This is a genomic window from Nocardia sp. NPDC055002 (assembly GCF_053608825.1).
On the sequence record NZ_JBSGWE010000007.1, the window covers coordinates 263,697 to 278,511 of the forward strand.

At 67.7% G+C, this 14,815-nt stretch carries 19 protein-coding genes; 10 read left to right on the top strand and 9 right to left on the bottom strand.

Annotated elements, in window-relative coordinates; all coding sequences use genetic code 11:
- Window positions 1-22: 22 nt before the first annotated feature.
- Window positions 23-250, bottom strand: coding sequence for a DUF3107 domain-containing protein (locus ACWF99_RS26960; RefSeq protein WP_357366222.1), 228 nt, complete (start codon window positions 248-250; stop codon window positions 23-25).
- Window positions 251-413: 163 nt separating this feature from the next.
- A complete protein-coding gene (locus ACWF99_RS26965; protein ID WP_452537711.1) occupies window positions 414-950 on the bottom strand; it encodes a YceI family protein in 537 nt (178 codons plus the stop codon).
- Between the two features lie 100 nt (window positions 951-1,050).
- Here ACWF99_RS26965 and ACWF99_RS26970 point away from each other — a divergent pair, with 100 nt between their 5' ends.
- A complete protein-coding gene (locus ACWF99_RS26970; protein ID WP_452537712.1) occupies window positions 1,051-1,923 on the top strand; it encodes a helix-turn-helix transcriptional regulator in 873 nt (290 codons plus the stop codon).
- Between the two features lies 1 nt (window position 1,924).
- Here the strand turns inward: ACWF99_RS26970 and ACWF99_RS26975 are convergent, their stop codons facing one another.
- Together ACWF99_RS26975 and ACWF99_RS26980 are read right to left on the bottom strand one after the other, a co-directional pair.
- Entirely contained in the window at window positions 1,925-2,614 is a 690-nt protein-coding gene (locus tag ACWF99_RS26975) for a ferritin-like fold-containing protein (RefSeq protein WP_378632701.1), read from the bottom strand.
- Between the two features lie 28 nt (window positions 2,615-2,642).
- The gene (locus ACWF99_RS26980) at window positions 2,643-3,695 is read right to left on the bottom strand and encodes an alpha/beta fold hydrolase (protein WP_378632699.1); all 1,053 of its coding nucleotides are present in this window, start codon (window positions 3,693-3,695) and stop codon (window positions 2,643-2,645) included.
- Between the two features lie 481 nt (window positions 3,696-4,176).
- Here ACWF99_RS26980 and ACWF99_RS26985 point away from each other — a divergent pair, with 481 nt between their 5' ends.
- Genes ACWF99_RS26985 through ACWF99_RS27005 form a run of 5 tightly spaced genes read left to right on the top strand, consistent with a single transcriptional unit; the run spans window position 4,177 to window position 8,995 of the window.
- Window positions 4,177-5,931 (top strand): DEAD/DEAH box helicase, encoded by a 1,755-nt coding sequence (locus ACWF99_RS26985; RefSeq protein WP_378652014.1) that lies wholly within the window; start codon window positions 4,177-4,179, stop codon window positions 5,929-5,931.
- Window positions 5,932-5,955: 24 nt separating this feature from the next.
- Window positions 5,956-7,191, top strand: coding sequence for an Rv3212 family protein (locus ACWF99_RS26990; protein WP_378993561.1), 1,236 nt, complete (start codon window positions 5,956-5,958; stop codon window positions 7,189-7,191).
- Between the two features lie 23 nt (window positions 7,192-7,214).
- Window positions 7,215-7,832 (top strand): acid phosphatase, encoded by a 618-nt coding sequence (locus ACWF99_RS26995; RefSeq protein WP_378993560.1) that lies wholly within the window; start codon window positions 7,215-7,217, stop codon window positions 7,830-7,832.
- Window positions 7,829-8,314 carry an N-acetyltransferase family protein gene (locus tag ACWF99_RS27000; protein WP_452537713.1) on the top strand — a complete coding sequence of 162 codons (486 nt, stop codon included), beginning with the start codon at window positions 7,829-7,831 and terminating at the stop codon, window positions 8,312-8,314. The genes ACWF99_RS26995 and ACWF99_RS27000 overlap by 4 nt, the downstream gene beginning before the upstream one ends.
- 3 nt (window positions 8,315-8,317) lie before the next feature.
- On the top strand, window positions 8,318-8,995 hold the full coding sequence (locus ACWF99_RS27005; RefSeq protein ID WP_378993558.1) for an endonuclease V: 678 nt from the start codon (window positions 8,318-8,320) through the stop codon (window positions 8,993-8,995).
- A 1-nt stretch (window position 8,996) separates the two neighbouring features.
- On the opposite strand, the gene ACWF99_RS27010 is transcribed toward ACWF99_RS27005, so the two are convergent.
- Window positions 8,997-9,401: a hypothetical protein gene (locus ACWF99_RS27010; RefSeq protein ID WP_378652422.1), complete on the bottom strand. Its 405-nt coding sequence runs from the start codon at window positions 9,399-9,401 to the stop codon at window positions 8,997-8,999.
- Between the two features lie 139 nt (window positions 9,402-9,540).
- Between ACWF99_RS27010 and ACWF99_RS27015 the strand changes: the two genes are divergently transcribed.
- Window positions 9,541-10,485 (top strand): diacylglycerol/lipid kinase family protein, encoded by a 945-nt coding sequence (locus tag ACWF99_RS27015; protein WP_378632685.1) that lies wholly within the window; start codon window positions 9,541-9,543, stop codon window positions 10,483-10,485.
- 251 nt (window positions 10,486-10,736) lie between these two features.
- The gene (locus ACWF99_RS27020; RefSeq protein WP_022567051.1) at window positions 10,737-10,991 is read left to right on the top strand and encodes a WhiB family transcriptional regulator; all 255 of its coding nucleotides are present in this window, start codon (window positions 10,737-10,739) and stop codon (window positions 10,989-10,991) included.
- 114 nt (window positions 10,992-11,105) lie between these two features.
- Here ACWF99_RS27020 and ACWF99_RS27025 read toward each other — a convergent pair whose 3' ends face one another.
- The gene (locus ACWF99_RS27025; protein ID WP_378632683.1) at window positions 11,106-12,620 is read right to left on the bottom strand and encodes a sensor histidine kinase; all 1,515 of its coding nucleotides are present in this window, start codon (window positions 12,618-12,620) and stop codon (window positions 11,106-11,108) included.
- Between the two features lie 31 nt (window positions 12,621-12,651).
- Window positions 12,652-12,867 (bottom strand): biotin/lipoyl-binding carrier protein, encoded by a 216-nt coding sequence (locus ACWF99_RS27030; protein ID WP_378632681.1) that lies wholly within the window; start codon window positions 12,865-12,867, stop codon window positions 12,652-12,654.
- An 85-nt stretch (window positions 12,868-12,952) separates the two neighbouring features.
- Here ACWF99_RS27030 and ACWF99_RS27035 point away from each other — a divergent pair, with 85 nt between their 5' ends.
- Window positions 12,953-13,027, top strand: a complete 75-nt coding sequence (locus tag ACWF99_RS27035) for a 50S ribosomal protein bL37 (RefSeq protein ID WP_022597109.1) — start codon at window positions 12,953-12,955, stop codon at window positions 13,025-13,027.
- A 74-nt stretch (window positions 13,028-13,101) separates the two neighbouring features.
- Here the strand turns inward: ACWF99_RS27035 and rsrA are convergent, their stop codons facing one another.
- Window positions 13,102-13,359, bottom strand: coding sequence for a mycothiol system anti-sigma-R factor (gene rsrA, locus ACWF99_RS27040; protein WP_378633441.1), 258 nt, complete (start codon window positions 13,357-13,359; stop codon window positions 13,102-13,104).
- A 20-nt stretch (window positions 13,360-13,379) separates the two neighbouring features.
- Complete coding sequence (locus tag ACWF99_RS27045; RefSeq protein ID WP_174552018.1) at window positions 13,380-14,015, bottom strand: sigma-70 family RNA polymerase sigma factor; 636 nt, start codon at window positions 14,013-14,015, stop codon at window positions 13,380-13,382.
- 242 nt (window positions 14,016-14,257) lie between these two features.
- Here ACWF99_RS27045 and ybaK point away from each other — a divergent pair, with 242 nt between their 5' ends.
- Window positions 14,258-14,734, top strand: a complete 477-nt coding sequence (gene ybaK, locus ACWF99_RS27050) for a Cys-tRNA(Pro) deacylase (protein ID WP_378652024.1) — start codon at window positions 14,258-14,260, stop codon at window positions 14,732-14,734.
- The last annotated feature ends 81 nt before the right edge of the window (window positions 14,735-14,815 follow it).

Here is a 14,815-nt window from a genome sequence, read left to right on the forward strand (position 1 = left end):
GGGGCATTTTCGTGTTCGCGGCTCAGACGGTGGCGAATCCCACGCGACCGGTGGCCGGGGAACCGATTTCCACGTAGGCGACCTTCGCGGCCTGGATCAGGAACTTGCGGCCCTTCTCGTCGGTGAGCGACACGACGCCGGCGGAGCCGCTCAGCGCATCGGACACCAGCGCCTCGATCTCTTCAGGGCTCTGCGCACTGTTGATGACGAGCTCTCGCGGGCTATCCGAAATACCGATCTTGACCTCCACGGCCAACCTCCGAACGTAAGAGTCCTGTGTTGTCGACTCCCAGGCTAGTGCAGGCGGCCGACGCCGGTGTCACAGCCGCCTGCGCTCTGAGCGAACGGATCAGGCGGACCTACGCCTGCGCTCCGGCCGTGCGCGGCTGAGGAACACTACGCGTCGGTGTCCTTTACGCAGGTTCGATCAGTTCGATTTCGAGTTCGATCTTCACCGTGTCCGACAGCATGCCCGGCATCGCGACGCCGACGCCGAAGTCGGTGCGCTTGATGGCGCCGGTGGCGGAGAAGCCCGCGTGCCGGGTGCCGTCGGGGAAGTCGGCGATGCCGCCCCATTCGACGTCGAGGGTCAGCGGCTGGGTGATCGCGCCGAGGGTGGCCTCACCGGTGACGGTGAAGGTTTCGGCGACCCGGACCGGCTGGGTGGCACGGAAGCTCAGGGTCGGGCGGTTGGCGACGTCGAGGAAGTCGGCCTGGCGGATGTGGGCGTCGCGGTCGGCGTTGCCGGTGTCGAAGGAGTCGAGTTCGATGGTGGCGCCGAGGGTGGCCGCGCCGGCTTCGTCGACGACGAACTCGGTCGCGAAGCGGGTGAAGCCGCCGCGCACCTTGGCGATCCCGAGGTGGCGAATGGTGAACGCGACCGAGGAGTGGGCGGTGTCGAGGGCCCAGGATCCGGTCTTCAGCTGCTGGGTCTGTGTCGAGGAAGTCATGCCTCCACCCTGTCCGGACTGCGGTCCGTTAACCAGACCGCGGTTATCCTGGTCCTGGCAGGGCGTGGCTGAAAACTCCACGACCAGGGAGGATCGAGGCATGGTTGGCGCAGACAGCACGGATCATCCCGGCGCCCGGTCGGCGTTCGCGGAACTTCTCATCGCCCGTCGCGCCGAGTTGCGCCCGGAAGACGTCGGCATGCCCGGCGGCGGCAGGCGGCGCACCCCCGGCCTGCGCCGGGAGGAGGTCGCGGTACTCGCCGGGGTGAGCGCGGACTATCTGGCGCGACTCGAGCAGGGTCGCGATACCAACCCGTCGATGGCCGTGGTCGACGCACTCGCCACCGCGCTGCGGTTCAACGACACCGAGCGGGCCCATTTCGGCTGGCTCGCGCTGACCACCAGCAGCGAATCCCGGTGCCCGAGCACGGCCTTCGACCCCGATCTCGATCAGGTGCCCGCCGCGCTGCGCAGCGTGCTCGACGCGCTCTCCCCCACCCCCGCGTTCGCGCTCGGACCCCGGGCGAACGTGCTCGCCTGGAACAGCGCGTGGGCCGACCTGGCCACGCCGCTCGGCCTGCTCGACAACCCGGACATGGTCAACCTCGCCGTCTGGGCCTTCCGCCATCCTTTGGCTCGCACCACGGTCACCGATTGGCCCCAGTTCGCCGATCATCTCGCCGACCAGCTCGCCAGAACACGCCTGCGCCGCCCCGACGACGAACGCATTGCGGGCGTGATCACCACCCTCTGCGAAGAACCCGAATTCGCTCGCCGCTGGCAACCCCACCGCCTGGCCGAGGACATCCCCACCCTCCTCGGCTTCGAACATCCCAGCCGAGGCACCCTCACCTATACGGTGCAAACGCTGTCCGCGGACAAAGACCAGCAGGTCGTGGTCTGGCTGCCACGCGAAACAGCCGCCCGCGCACCAGAATTGCGCTTGGTGCAGCAACGCGTGGTGGGCGGATAACCTACAAACCCAGTTCCGCCATGCGGGCCGCGTGCCGCTGCTGCATGCGGTCGAACAGGGTCGCGATGCCGTTGAGATCGCCGGTGGCGGCGAGGACCAGTTCGGCCAGCTCGTCGCGCTGGGCCATCACGAACTGCGCCTGCGTGATCGCCTCACCGAGCAGCCTGCGCCCCCACAGCGTGAGGCGGTCGCGCTCGGAGCGGCTGGCCGCCACCGCGCTGCGGACCTCGTCGACCACGAACTGCGAGTGACCGGTCTCGGCGAGGACATCGCGCACCACATCGGAGACCTCGGTGGGCAGTGCGCCCGCGATCTCGGTGTAGAAGTCGGCGGCCAAGCCGTCTGCCACGTAGAACTTCACCATCGACTCGAGCCAGGTCGACGGGTCGGTGGAGGCGTGGTAGGAGTCCAGCGCGCCCTGGTACTGCGCCATCGCGGCCTCGGCGTCGGCACCGCGCTCGGTGAGCGCCGCTTCGAGGGTCTCGAAGTGCGCGAGCTCGGCGGCGGCCATCTTGGCGACGCCGATCCGGCCGCGCAGCGACGGCGCCTGCTTCGCCTCTTCGGCGAGCCGGTAGAACGCGGACAGCTCGCCGTAGGCGAGGACCGCGAACAGCTCCGTCACCCCCGCGTGGTCCGCGGCGAGCGGCTCGGTCGAGAAGAATTCCGGCGCGGCAGAGGTCTGGGCTCCCATGGCTGTCAACAATAGTCCCGATCGGTGCTCAGTCGCGTTCGGCCAGGAATTTGTCCAGGTGTGTCCAGGTCGTCTCGCGGGCCTCCGGTCCCGTGAGAATGCCGAGGTGGCTGCCCGCAACGACCTCGTAGGTGACCGATGGCGAGCCCGACAGTGTGCGCAAACCGGCCTCGACAGCGGCCTTGGGGGTGATCACGTCGGACTTGCCGCCGATCAGCAGCACGGGCACGCGCACGTCGGCGAGTTCGATGGTCCGGTCGCGCAGTTCGAGCTTGCCGTTGCCGATGTCGTTGGCCAGCATCATCCGGCCCCACAGCTGGTTGTAGAAGCGGCCGGGGTAGCCGGGCATGGCGGCCTGGAAGCGGTCGATGGATTCCATCTTGGCCAGGGTCTCGGTGTTCGCGATATTGCCGGCGATGAATCTCGGACGCGCCAGTTCACGGTCGTAGGCGGCGAGCCGGTAGCCCAGCTTGGTCAGCGGTGCCGGAATGCCGCCCGCGGCCCGGACGAACGCGGTGGTCGCCCAGCCGCCGGTGAGGCCGGCGACGGCACGCAGCTGCGGAATTCCGAGCATCTTGTCGTAGTCGAGCGGCGGGCCGACCCCGGTGACAGAGCGGATCGGCAGTTCCGGATTCGCGGCCGCGGTGAGCAGCGAGAACATGCCGCCGACGGACCAGCCGATCAGGTCGACCGGGGCACCGCCGCGATCGGCGCTCACGCGCAGGATCGCCTCGGGCAGGATGTCGAGGACCCAGTCCTCGAAGCCCATCCGGCGATCGGCGAAGGAGATGTCACCGTAGTCGATCAGGTAGGGCGCACGACCGGTCTCCACCAGGTACCGGGCCACGCTCTGGTCGCGGCGCAGGTCGAAGCAGGTGGCGGGCGCGGCCAGTGGCGGCACCAGCAACACCGCGGAATCGCTTGCCGCAGACTGGAATTCGGTATCGTAGCGACGCAGCAGACGGTGCGGCTCGTCCCACAGCACGGTCGAGGGGGCCGGGTCGACGGGCTCGATGCCCGCGCCGAAGCTCAGCGCCCACGCGTTGCGCGCGGCAGTGGAGACGGTGTCGGTGATACTCACGACTAGAAATGTCTCACACACAGTACCGCCGGTACCAGTGAGCTCGATTACACCGGTGGACACGCGCGAAATCCGGCATCGATGAATTGCGCTGCGACACACCACCGGTGCCGAGGTAATCCCGTGGCGAGCCCGTATTCGCGCGGCATTCAGCCACGTCGAAATTCGGATTCCGCAGAATATCACGCTACAATCTCCGTGGACAACGCTAGTTTCGACGCCCGGACATACTCCGCGGCGTGGCACTCCACCGGCGCACAGCGCGGGCGGACAGCGGCGTTGCCCAGACAGCAATGTCGAAGAAAATGTGCGCGCAACGAATCCGCATCACCGCAGCGCCGCGCCGATGACACCGTCTCGACGACCACGCATAACGCCTGGTCGGCGATGGTTATCCGGCGCCGGCCCGGTGAATATCACAGGCGGGTATGTGGTCGTCGCGGGCCGACCGGCCCGCCCCACCTCGTGCGTGCGAGATGCAATGACGAGGAAGGCACGAACACTGAGCAAGATCACTGTCGAACAGGAACCCGGTTTGGCCGACACACTCCTGACGGCCGAACTGGACAACACCCACATCCCGCCGAGTTTCGCCGAATTGGGCGTGCGCGAAGAAATCGTGCGCGCACTCGGTGAGATCGGGATCGAACGCACCTTCGCGATTCAGGAACTGACCCTGCCGCTGGCACTGGCCGGCGAGGATCTCATCGGCCAGGCCCGCACCGGCATGGGCAAGACCTTCGGTTTCGGCGTGCCGCTGCTGCACCGCATCGCCACCGCCGACACCGGCACCACCCCGCTCGACGGCACCCCGCGCGCGCTGGTGATCGTGCCCACGCGCGAGCTGTGCATCCAGGTCACCAAGGACCTGGAGAACGCCAGCAAGTACCTGACCAACCACCAGGGTTCGCTGAAGGTCGCCGCCATCTACGGTGGCCGCCCGTACGACACCCAGATCGCCGCACTGCGCGACGGTGTCGACGTGGTCGTCGGCACCCCCGGTCGCCTGCTGGATCTGGCGAACCAGAACCACCTGATCCTGGGCAAGATCGGCGTGCTCGTCCTCGACGAGGCCGACGAGATGCTCGACCTGGGCTTCCTGCCCGATATCGAGCGCATCCTGTCGATGGTGCCGGACAAGCGTCAGACGATGCTGTTCTCGGCCACCATGCCAGGCCCGATCATCACCCTCGCCCGCACCTTCCTGACCAGGCCGACGCACATCCGCGCCGAGCTCGCCAACGACTCCGCCGTGCACGATCGCACCGCGCAGTTCGTCTACCGGGCCCACGCGATGGACAAGGCCGAACTGGTCGCGCGCGTGCTGCAGGCGGAGTCCCGCGGCGCGACGATGATCTTCACCCGCACCAAGCGCACCGCGCAGAAGGTGGCCGACGATCTCGCCGAGCGTGGTTTCAATGTCGGCGCCGTGCACGGCGACCTCGGTCAGATCGCCCGCGAGAAGGCGCTGACCAAGTTCCGCAAGGGCGCCATCGACGTGCTCGTCGCCACCGATGTCGCCGCGCGCGGTATCGACATCGACGATGTCACCCACGTCATCAACTACCAGTGCCCCGAGGACGAGAAGACCTACGTGCACCGGATCGGCCGAACCGGCCGCGCCGGCCGCACCGGTGTCGCGATCACCCTCATCGACTGGGACGAACTGCACCGCTGGGAGTCGATCAACAAGGCGCTCGGCCTGAACATGGCCGACCCCGCCGAGACGTACTCGCGCTCCCCCCACCTCTACAGCGACCTCGGCATCCCCGAGGGCATCACCGGTGTGATCCGCAAGCCCGCGGCCCCCACCCGTGACGACGACGCCGTAGTCGAGGAGCGCACCGAGCGTCCCAAGTCCTCCCGCAGCCGCCGCCGCACCCGTGGTGGCAAGGCCGACGCCGAGGGCACCGAGTCGACCACGACCACCGAGTCGGCCGACAACGCCGACGAAGCGGCCGACGGCGACAAGCCCGCCCGCCGCAGGCGCCGCCGCCGCAAGCCCGCCGAGGCAGGCGACGCGGGGACCGAGTCGACCGATGCGGCTACCGCGGAGTCGGGCGCAGCTTCCGCCGACGTCTCCGATTCGGCTCCGGCCGACAACGAGGGCGACGACACGGCCAAGCCCGCACGTCGCAGGCGCCGCCGCAAGCCCGCCGGTACCGGTGCAGGTGGCGACACCGAAGCCGCGACCACCGAGTCCGCCGTGCACGCGACGGCAGGCTCCGTCCAGTAGGACCGATCGGCTAGTGTCGCTCTCGTGCTCGCACCGGAGCGGCGGACGCGCGCCGATATCTTTGTAGCAGTCGCGATCGCCGTCACCCTCGTGGTGGCGGCGTTCGTCGTATGGGCGCGTGCCGATGCCACCGGGACCGATTCGGTCACCGCCGCGTCGCCCGCTCCCACCGTGACCGCGGCCACCCAGCTGCCCACCACCTTGCGCGAGCAGTGGCATGCCGCCGACGAGTCGAGCAGGCGCGCGCTCACGTCGGGCAATGTGGTGGTGACCGGCGATCACGGCACCGTGAGTGGGCGCGATCCGCTCACCGGCAATCAGCTGTGGTGGTATCGCCGGGATATGCCGCTGTGCGGGGTCGAGTCGCAGTTCGGGACCGTGATCGCGACCTATCGCGATCAGCGTGGGTGCAGCCAGTCCGTGATGCTCGAGGCCGATACCGGTGCGCGCCGGGTCGCGCGCAGCAGCTACATGGACGACGAGATCCGTGTCAGCGGTGACGGCACCTACCTGCTGGCGCTCGGCGCGAACCGGCTGGAGATGTGGCGTTCGGATCTGGTACGCACGCTCGAGTACGGCTACGTGGATGCCCCGGTGAATCCGAACACCCAGCCGCGCAACGGATGTGCCCTGCGGTCGGCCGCGTCGAGTTCTTCGCGACTGGCCGTGCTCGAGCGCTGCCCGGGTGACGCGACCGACCGGCTGACCGTGCTCAATCCGGCGCCGAAGGAATCGACCGCCCCCGAGGAATACGGCTCGCGGGTGCTCACCGCACCGGGTGCCGACGCGCCGCAGATGCGGGTGATCGCGGTGTCGGACAACAAGATCGCGGTCTACTACCCGCCGACGCCCGCGACCGCCACCGGCCTCGGGCTGCCGGCCAGGATCGCCGTGCACGACGGCACCGGCAACGAGATCGCGACCTACCAGCTCGCCGCCCCGTGGGACGAGCGCACCACGGTGACCCGCCTCGGCTCGGCCATCTACGTCTTCACCGGCAACAGCCTGATCGCCTTGAGCTCCAGCTCATTACAGCCGGTCTGGACGGTGCGCGACGCACTCGGCACCCCCGCCCTGATGGCGGGCAGGCTGCTGGTCCCGGTCCCCGACGGGCAGCTCGCGGTGGACAGCGGCAACGGCGCGACCGTCGCCCAGATCCCGCTCGCGCGCACCGACTACCGCGGCGACACCATCTCCACCGCCGTCCTGGGCAACACGGTCTTCGAACGCCGCGGCGGACAGCTCTACGCGCTCGGCTGAACCCGCACTGCCATGATGGAACCATGTCCACACCCGATGCCCGCCTGGTCCTGCTGCGCCACGGCGAAACCGAGTGGTCGAGTCAGCGCAAGCACACCAGCTTCACCGACTTGCCGCTGACCGAGCTGGGCGAAACCCAGGCCGTCGCGGCCGGGCTGGTGCTGAAATCCCTCGACCTGCGCGATCCGCTGTGCTTCACCAGTCCGCGGCTGCGGGCGCGACACACCGCCGAACTGGCAGGTCTGTCGCCGATCGAGGTCGACGACGATCTGGTCGAGTGGAACTACGGCGAGTACGAGGGCATCACGACCGCGCAGATCCGCGAGACCGTCCCCGGCTGGACGGTGTGGACCGCGCCCGTGCCCGGCGGGGAGACGGCCGAACAGGTGGGTGCCAGGGCCGATCGGGTACTCGCCCGGGCGGAGCCGGAGCTGGCGCGGCGCGACGTGGTCCTGGTCGGTCACGGGCACTTCTCGCGGGTGCTGATCGCGCGCTGGGCGGAGTTCGCGGTGCGTGAGGGACGCCGGTTCGCGATGTCGACCGGTGCGGTGAGTGTGCTCGGCTTCGACCACGACGCCCGCTCCATCTGGGGCCACAACCTGACGACCCGCACCGAGCCGATCGAAGGAGTCCACCGATGAGCGCATTCGTCCGCCGCGCCACCCCCGCCGACGTGCCGGCGATGGTCGGGCTCGTCCACGATCTGGCCGAGTACGAGAAGGCTCCCGCCGAGTGCACGCTCACCCCGGAGCAGTTGCGGTCCGCGCTGTTCGGGCCTGCCCCCGCGCTCTCCGCGCATGTCGCCGAGAACGATGGTGACGTGGTCGGCTGTGCCATCTGGTTCCTGAACTACTCCACCTGGGACGGCGTGCACGGCATCTACCTGGAGGACCTGTACGTGCGACCCGAGACCCGCGGTACGGGGCTCGGCCGCGCCTTGATCGCGGCGCTGGCCGCCGAAGCGGTCGAACACGGCTACAGCCGGGTGTCGTGGTCGGTGCTCACCTGGAACACGCCGTCGATCGAGTTCTACCGATCTCTCGGCGCCGCACCGCAAGACGAGTGGATCGGCTATCGACTCGCCGGTGCCGAACTGTCGGCGCTGGCCGCCACCGCGAGCTGAACCGTGCGCATCGCGTTGCCCCACGATTGGCCACGGACACCCGACGAGGCGATCGCCCTCCAGGACGAACTCCGCCCTTCGGTATCCACCGAAAACCCCGCGCCGCCGCAATTTTCGACGGCGGCCGGAATTGATTCGGCGTATGCCGACGACGGCACCGTTGCGACGGCCGCGGTAATTATCGACATCGCCACCATGGAAACGGTGGAATCGGCAGTCGCACACGGCATTTCGGAATTCCCTTATGTGCCCGGGCTACTCGCGTTCCGGGAACTGCCCGCAACGGTTGCCGCATTGGAAAAGCTCACTGTCACACCGGATCTACTCGTGTGTGACGCACAGGGTGTGGCGCATCCCCGGCGTTTCGGATTGGCGTGTCACGTCGGATTGCTCACCGGAATTCCGACCATCGGTGTCGCCAAATCGGTGTGGGGTGAATACCGCGCGCCGGGGCCGCGCCGCGGTGACGCCAGCGACGTGACGATCGACGGCGAGGTCGTCGGGCGCGCGCTGCGCACGCGCGACGAGGTGAAGCCACTGTTCGTCTCGGTCGGCCACCGCATCGACCTCGACACCGCCTGCGACCGGGTACTGGCCCTCACGCGGGGTTTCCGGCAACCCGAGACCACCCGCCGAGCCGACCACCTGTGCCGCCAGGCACTGCGCGCGGCCACGGCCTGACCTACGGACGCTCGTCGTCCTCGGGGATCTCGCCGTAGTCCTGAGCCATGAATCGACTCGTGGCGGGGGCGAACAGCGCGGCCAATCCGGCGACCGCCACGAGCCCGAGCAAGCTTCCCCACAGCGGCTGATGTGAGTCGGTCAGCAACGACCAGGCCACCGGCAACAGCAACACGTTCGCGATGACCGCGATGGCCCGCCCCCAGCGTTTGCCGCGCAGCAGCCCGATGCCCGCGGCGAGCACCCCGCCGAACAGCACCCCGAACCAGATCGCGGTGCCGACCCCGCTGGCCGCGGACTGATCGTGTCCGGTCAGCGCCCGCACGATCAGCACGATCGCGGTCACCACCCCGGCCAGCCCCTCCAGCGAAACCAGCCCACCGGCCACCCGCACTGTCGTCGGGATACCGGTCGACACCTGGTCGCCGCCCTCGCGCTGGTCACCGTCTGTCACGTCCTGCTCTGCCACGTGCCCAGCCTACGACGACGTGTCGTGGCGCCCGGCGCGCGCCGGGTGTTCGCCCGCGCGCACTACCCTCGGCACTGTGCGGACGTTGCTCATTGTCAATCCCAATGCCACCTCGACGACCCCGGCCACCCGGGATCTGCTCGCTCACGCCTTGGAGAGCCGAACACAGCTGACCGTTGCGCACACCCAGCATCGCGGCCACGCGGCCGAACTGGCCCAGTGGGCATCGACGCAGGAGATGGACCTGATCGTCGTGCACGGTGGCGATGGGACGGTCAACGAGACCATCAACGGCTTCCTGCCGGTGCCCCAGGTCGGCGACGACCAGGTGTGGCGCCCACGTCTCGGGATCATCCCGGGCGGCTCGGCGAACGTCTTCGCCCGCGCGCTCGGCATCTCCCCCGATCCGGTGACAGCAACCAACCAGCTCATCGATCTGCTGGCGCGCGATGCCGACCGCCGGATCGGGCTCGGTCTCGCCGACGACCGATGGTTCACCTTCAGCGCGGGCGTCGGCCTCGACGCCGATGTGTGCGAGTCGATCGACACCGCGCGCGCCAAGGGCCGCAAGGCGACGCCCGCGCGCTATCTGCGCACCACGGTCCGGCAGTTCTTCCGGGCTCGGCGGCAGGATCCGAGCGTCACCCTCGAGGTAACAGGACGGGATCCGGTCGAGGAGGTCTATTACGCCTTCGTCACGAATTCGAGTCCGTGGACCTATCTCGAGGACCGCCCGATTCGCACGAATCCCACCACCACCTTCGAATCGGGCCTCGGCGTGTTCGCGGTGCGGTCGATGAGTGTGACCCGCACACTGCTGCTTGCGCGGCAGTTGCTGGCCGAGAATGGAAACCCCAAGTCGCCCATACTTTTCCGCGCCGACGACGTGCCGTCCGTGCGAATCGAGACGGGCCAGGAGATCGGCCTGCAAATCGATGGCGACTTCATCGGAAAACGCAAGATGGTGCATTTCACATCCGTTCCCAGCGTGCTCGACGTGGTGGCACCCAAGCCGTCCTGACCACCGGACGGCAAGAAAAATCTCCTGGTTGCGCTGCGAAAACCCCGAGACGCGAGTACAAAGGACCGGGCAGGTTCCCCTTGTGGGGGCCTAGAGCGTGATCTCCCCCACGGTGCGCCGGAGACCTATTGACATCTACGGTGATCGTGAAAGCATTCACAAGCAACCGTGCGGAAACATTCGAGTCGCACAAGTGAACGATCCACTAACTACAGGCGCCCTTTGTGGCGCCCTCGCAAAGGAGCAGAGGAATGGACTGGCGCCACAAGGCCATCTGTCGCGATGAGGACCCCGAACTGTTCTTCCCGGTGGGTAACAGTGGTCCTGCGCTCGCGCAGATTGCCGATGCCAAGCTGGTCTGCGCCCGCTGCCCCGTCACAGCCGATTGCCTGTCATGGGCCCTCAAGTCCGGACAGGATGCCGGCGTGTGGGGTGGAATGAGCGAAGACGAGCGTCGCGCGCTCAAGCGGCGCAACGCGCGCACCCGTACGCGTACCTCCGTCTGAATCGACGGACCTGGCGTTGCCGGGCCATCAGCCCCGGTCCGGTAACGCATGTGTGAGAACCCGGCACCTTCACGGTGCCGGGTTTATTGTTGCCCACCTGAGCTTTCCGTAGTCTCAGCGCCCGGAACGGCGTCCGAGCGGAACCCGCAACACCGCGTCGGTGCCCACATCGGCACCCGGATGCAAGCCGATCGAGCCACCCAGTTCCGAGGTCACCAGGGTGCGCACGATCTGCAAACCCAACCGGTCGGAACCCTCCAGGCTGAACCCTGACGGCAGGCCACGGCCGTCGTCGGAGATGATCACGTCGAGCCAGCGGGCCGACCGTTCCGAGCGAATCGTCACGGTACCGTTCTCCCCCGCGTCGAAGGCGTGCTCGATCGCGTTCTGCACCAGTTCCGTCAAGACCATCACCAGCGGCGTCGCCCGTTCGGCGGAGAACACCCCGAGCGAACCCGCGCGGCGCACCTTGATCCGCGCGGTGTGCACCGTCGCCACATCAGCCATGATCGGCAGCAACCGGTCGATGACCTCGTCGAGGTCGACTTCCTCGTCCACCGACATCGACAGCATCTCGTGCACCGAGGCGATGGAGGTGACCCGGCGCACCGATTCCGTCAGTGCCACTTGGGCTTCCGGGTTCTCGGTGCGGCGCGCCTGCAACCGCAGCAGCGCCGCCACGGTCTGCAGATTGTTCTTCACCCGGTGGTGGATCTCACGGATCGTGGCGTCCTTGCTCAGCAGCGCGCGATCGCGCCGCTTCACCTCGGTGACATCGCGGACCAGCACCGCCGGCCCGGCCAGTTCCCCGCCCGGACGCAGCACCAGGGTGCGCAACAACACCGTCGCCCCGCGTGCCTCGACCTCCATCCGGCGCCCGGTTCGCCCGGCGAGCGCGGCCTGGATATCGGCCACCACTTCCTGGGCGTCGAACGGATCGGTGATCAGGGAGCGGGTGGTCACCGCGAGATCCTGGCCGACGAGATCGGCCTGCATCCCCATCCGGTGATAGGCCGAGAGCGCGTTCGGGCTCGCGTAGACGACGATGCCCTCGGTGTCGAGGCGGATGAAACCGTCGCCCGCACGAGGGCTGGAGTGCGTGGCCGCCCGGTCCTCCGGCACCGGAAAGCTGCCGTCGGCGATCATCTGGCACAGATCGTCGGCGCAGGACACATAGGCCGTTTCGAGGGTGCTGCGAACCCGCGAACGTGCCAGGTCGGAATCCCGGCTGAGCACGGCGATCACGTCGTCGCCGCAGCGCACCGGAATCGCTTCGCGCACCGCGTGCACCGGACTCGGGTGATAGACCCCGCTCACCTCGACCTCGGTGTCGGTGCGCACGGTGTTCCCGCTCAGCAGGGCATCGAAGACCTGCGGGAAATCGGTGCGCGAGGCGGTGGTGTCGACCTTGTCCTCGAGATGCACGGTGGGTGCGGTCGTCGGCCGGATCTGGGCCACACACACCACATCGGAACCGTCGACGACCGGGCCCGCGCCCACCCACAGCAGCAGATCGGAGAACGAGAGGTCGGCGAGCAACTGCCAATCGCCCACCACCCGTTGCAGATGGTCCACGGCGATGCCGGGAAGGTCGGTGTGTTCGGCCAGGAGCTCGCTCAGTGTTGCCACGCTGGATCTACCGCTTCGTTGCTCGGGTGACTTACGCGATGGTGGCGATGAGGTCGCCTGCCTGGAGAACCTGGCCCGGGCTGACGTCGACCGACGTGATGTCGCCCTCGACCTCGGTGAGCACCGGGATCTCCATCTTCATCGATTCGAGCAGCACCAGTGTCTGGTCGACCCGGACGTGTTCGCCCACGGTGACCTCGACAGCGAGCACGGTCGAGACCATCTCCGCGCGCACTTCTTCAGGCATGGCACCCCTTCGTTAGTATCCGCCGAAGCTACAGCCAACCACACGTGAAACAATGGCTCTCGACCAGACATAGAAGGGAGCTCCCATGGGTAAGCGTGGACGTAAGAAGCGCAGCCGCAAGGGCAACGCCGCGAACCACGGCAAGCGTCCTAACGCTTGAGTCGTGCCGCTGCGCACAGACGACAACAGCACGCTCTCGCGATGAGAGCGTGCTGTTTCCGTATTCGGGGGTGATCAGCCTTCGGTGGTCTCGATCCTGGTCACCGTGATCGACCGGTGGATCTCCAGCTTCAGCCGGTCGCGCAGACCCTCGGGAGCGTGCTCGCCACCGCATTTGCGGCTGAGCAGACCCTTGATCTTCTCCTCGATGCCGTAGGCCTCGATGCACGGGCTGCAGTGATCCATGTGCTCCTGCAAGCGCTGCCGAGTGGCCTGATCGCACTCGTTGTCGAGCATGAGCCACACATCCGCGAGGACCGCGGTGCAGTCCATGTCGAGATCGGGATCGTCACTCACTTGACTACCTCCTGGCGTTCCCCACGGTCGAATCCACGTTCACGCGCCACATCGGCGAGCAGGCCCTTGAGCTGCTTGCGTCCGCGGTGCAGCCGAGACATCACGGTACCGATGGGGGTGCCCATGATGTCGGCGATTTCCTTGTACGGGAAGCCTTCGACATCGGCGTAGTACACCGCCATCCGGAATTCCTCCGGCAGCTGCTGCAGCGCCGACTTGATCTGGTCGTCGGGCAGGGCATCCAGCGCCTCCACCTCGGCCGAGCGCAGACCCACCGAGGAGTGCTCGGCGGTGGCCGCCAGCTGCCAGTCGGTGATCTCGTCGGTCGGGTACTGCGCGGGCTGACGCTGCTTCTTGCGGTAGGAGTTGATGTAGGTGTTGGTCAGGATCCGGTACAGCCAGGCACGCAGATTGGTGCCTTCCCGGAACGACTTGAACCCCTGGAACGCCTTCACGAACGTCTCCTGCACCAGGTCCTCGGCGTCGGCCGGGTTCCTGGTCATCCGCAGGGCGGCGCCGTAGAGCTGGTCGATCATCGGGAGCGCGTCGCGCTCGAACCGGGCCGCCAGCTCGGCTTCGTCGACTTCCGTGCCGGACGCACCGTCGGACACCACGTCGTCGTCGCTCGTCACACCAATCCCTTCGATCGCCGTAGTAGCCGAATCTACCGGCACGACGGAATCGATAGGCAATCGCGCACCCCGTGGCAGGACAGGACGCTCCTCGAGCAGCAGTGTCACTATCTCTCCTTCACGTCGTCTCTGGCCGCGTTGGCTTGTCACTTGTGTGCAACATGCACCCCCGCATTCGTGTTCCCATACCGGCGGAAATGTGCTTGCCGGGCCGGGCGTGGTGGCGATTAGGGTGTCCGCTTATGTCGACTCCCGCGATCAAGGCCCTCAGCGGTATCGCGCACACGGTGCACTCCTATTCCCACGATCCGCGCGCCGACTCCTATGGCGACGAGGCCGTCGACGCACTCGGCGACGAACTGGGAGTGCGAGCCGCGCAGATCTTCAAGACGCTGGTGATCGAACTCTCATCCGGCGCGCTCGCGGTGGCCGTTCTGCCGGTGCCCGCGCGGTTGTCGTTGAAGGCGGCGGCCGCCGCGCTCGGCGCGCCGAAGGCGAGCATGGCCGACAAGACCAAGGCCGAGCGCACCACCGGCTATGTGCTGGGCGGGGTTTCACCGCTGGGTCAGCGCAAGAAGTTGCCCACTGTTGTCGACGCCTCCGCGCTCGACTGGGATCGGGTGCTGTGCAGCGCGGGCAAACGCGGGCTCGAAATCGAGTTGGCGCCCGCGGATCTGGTGCGCGCTTGCGCGGCCGTCACCGCCCCGATCACCAGCTGAGGCAATCCGGTCGGCGCCTCGTTCCGAATAAATTCGACGCATTCTGCGCCCGGTACGACCGATTCGACCCGAGGATGTGAT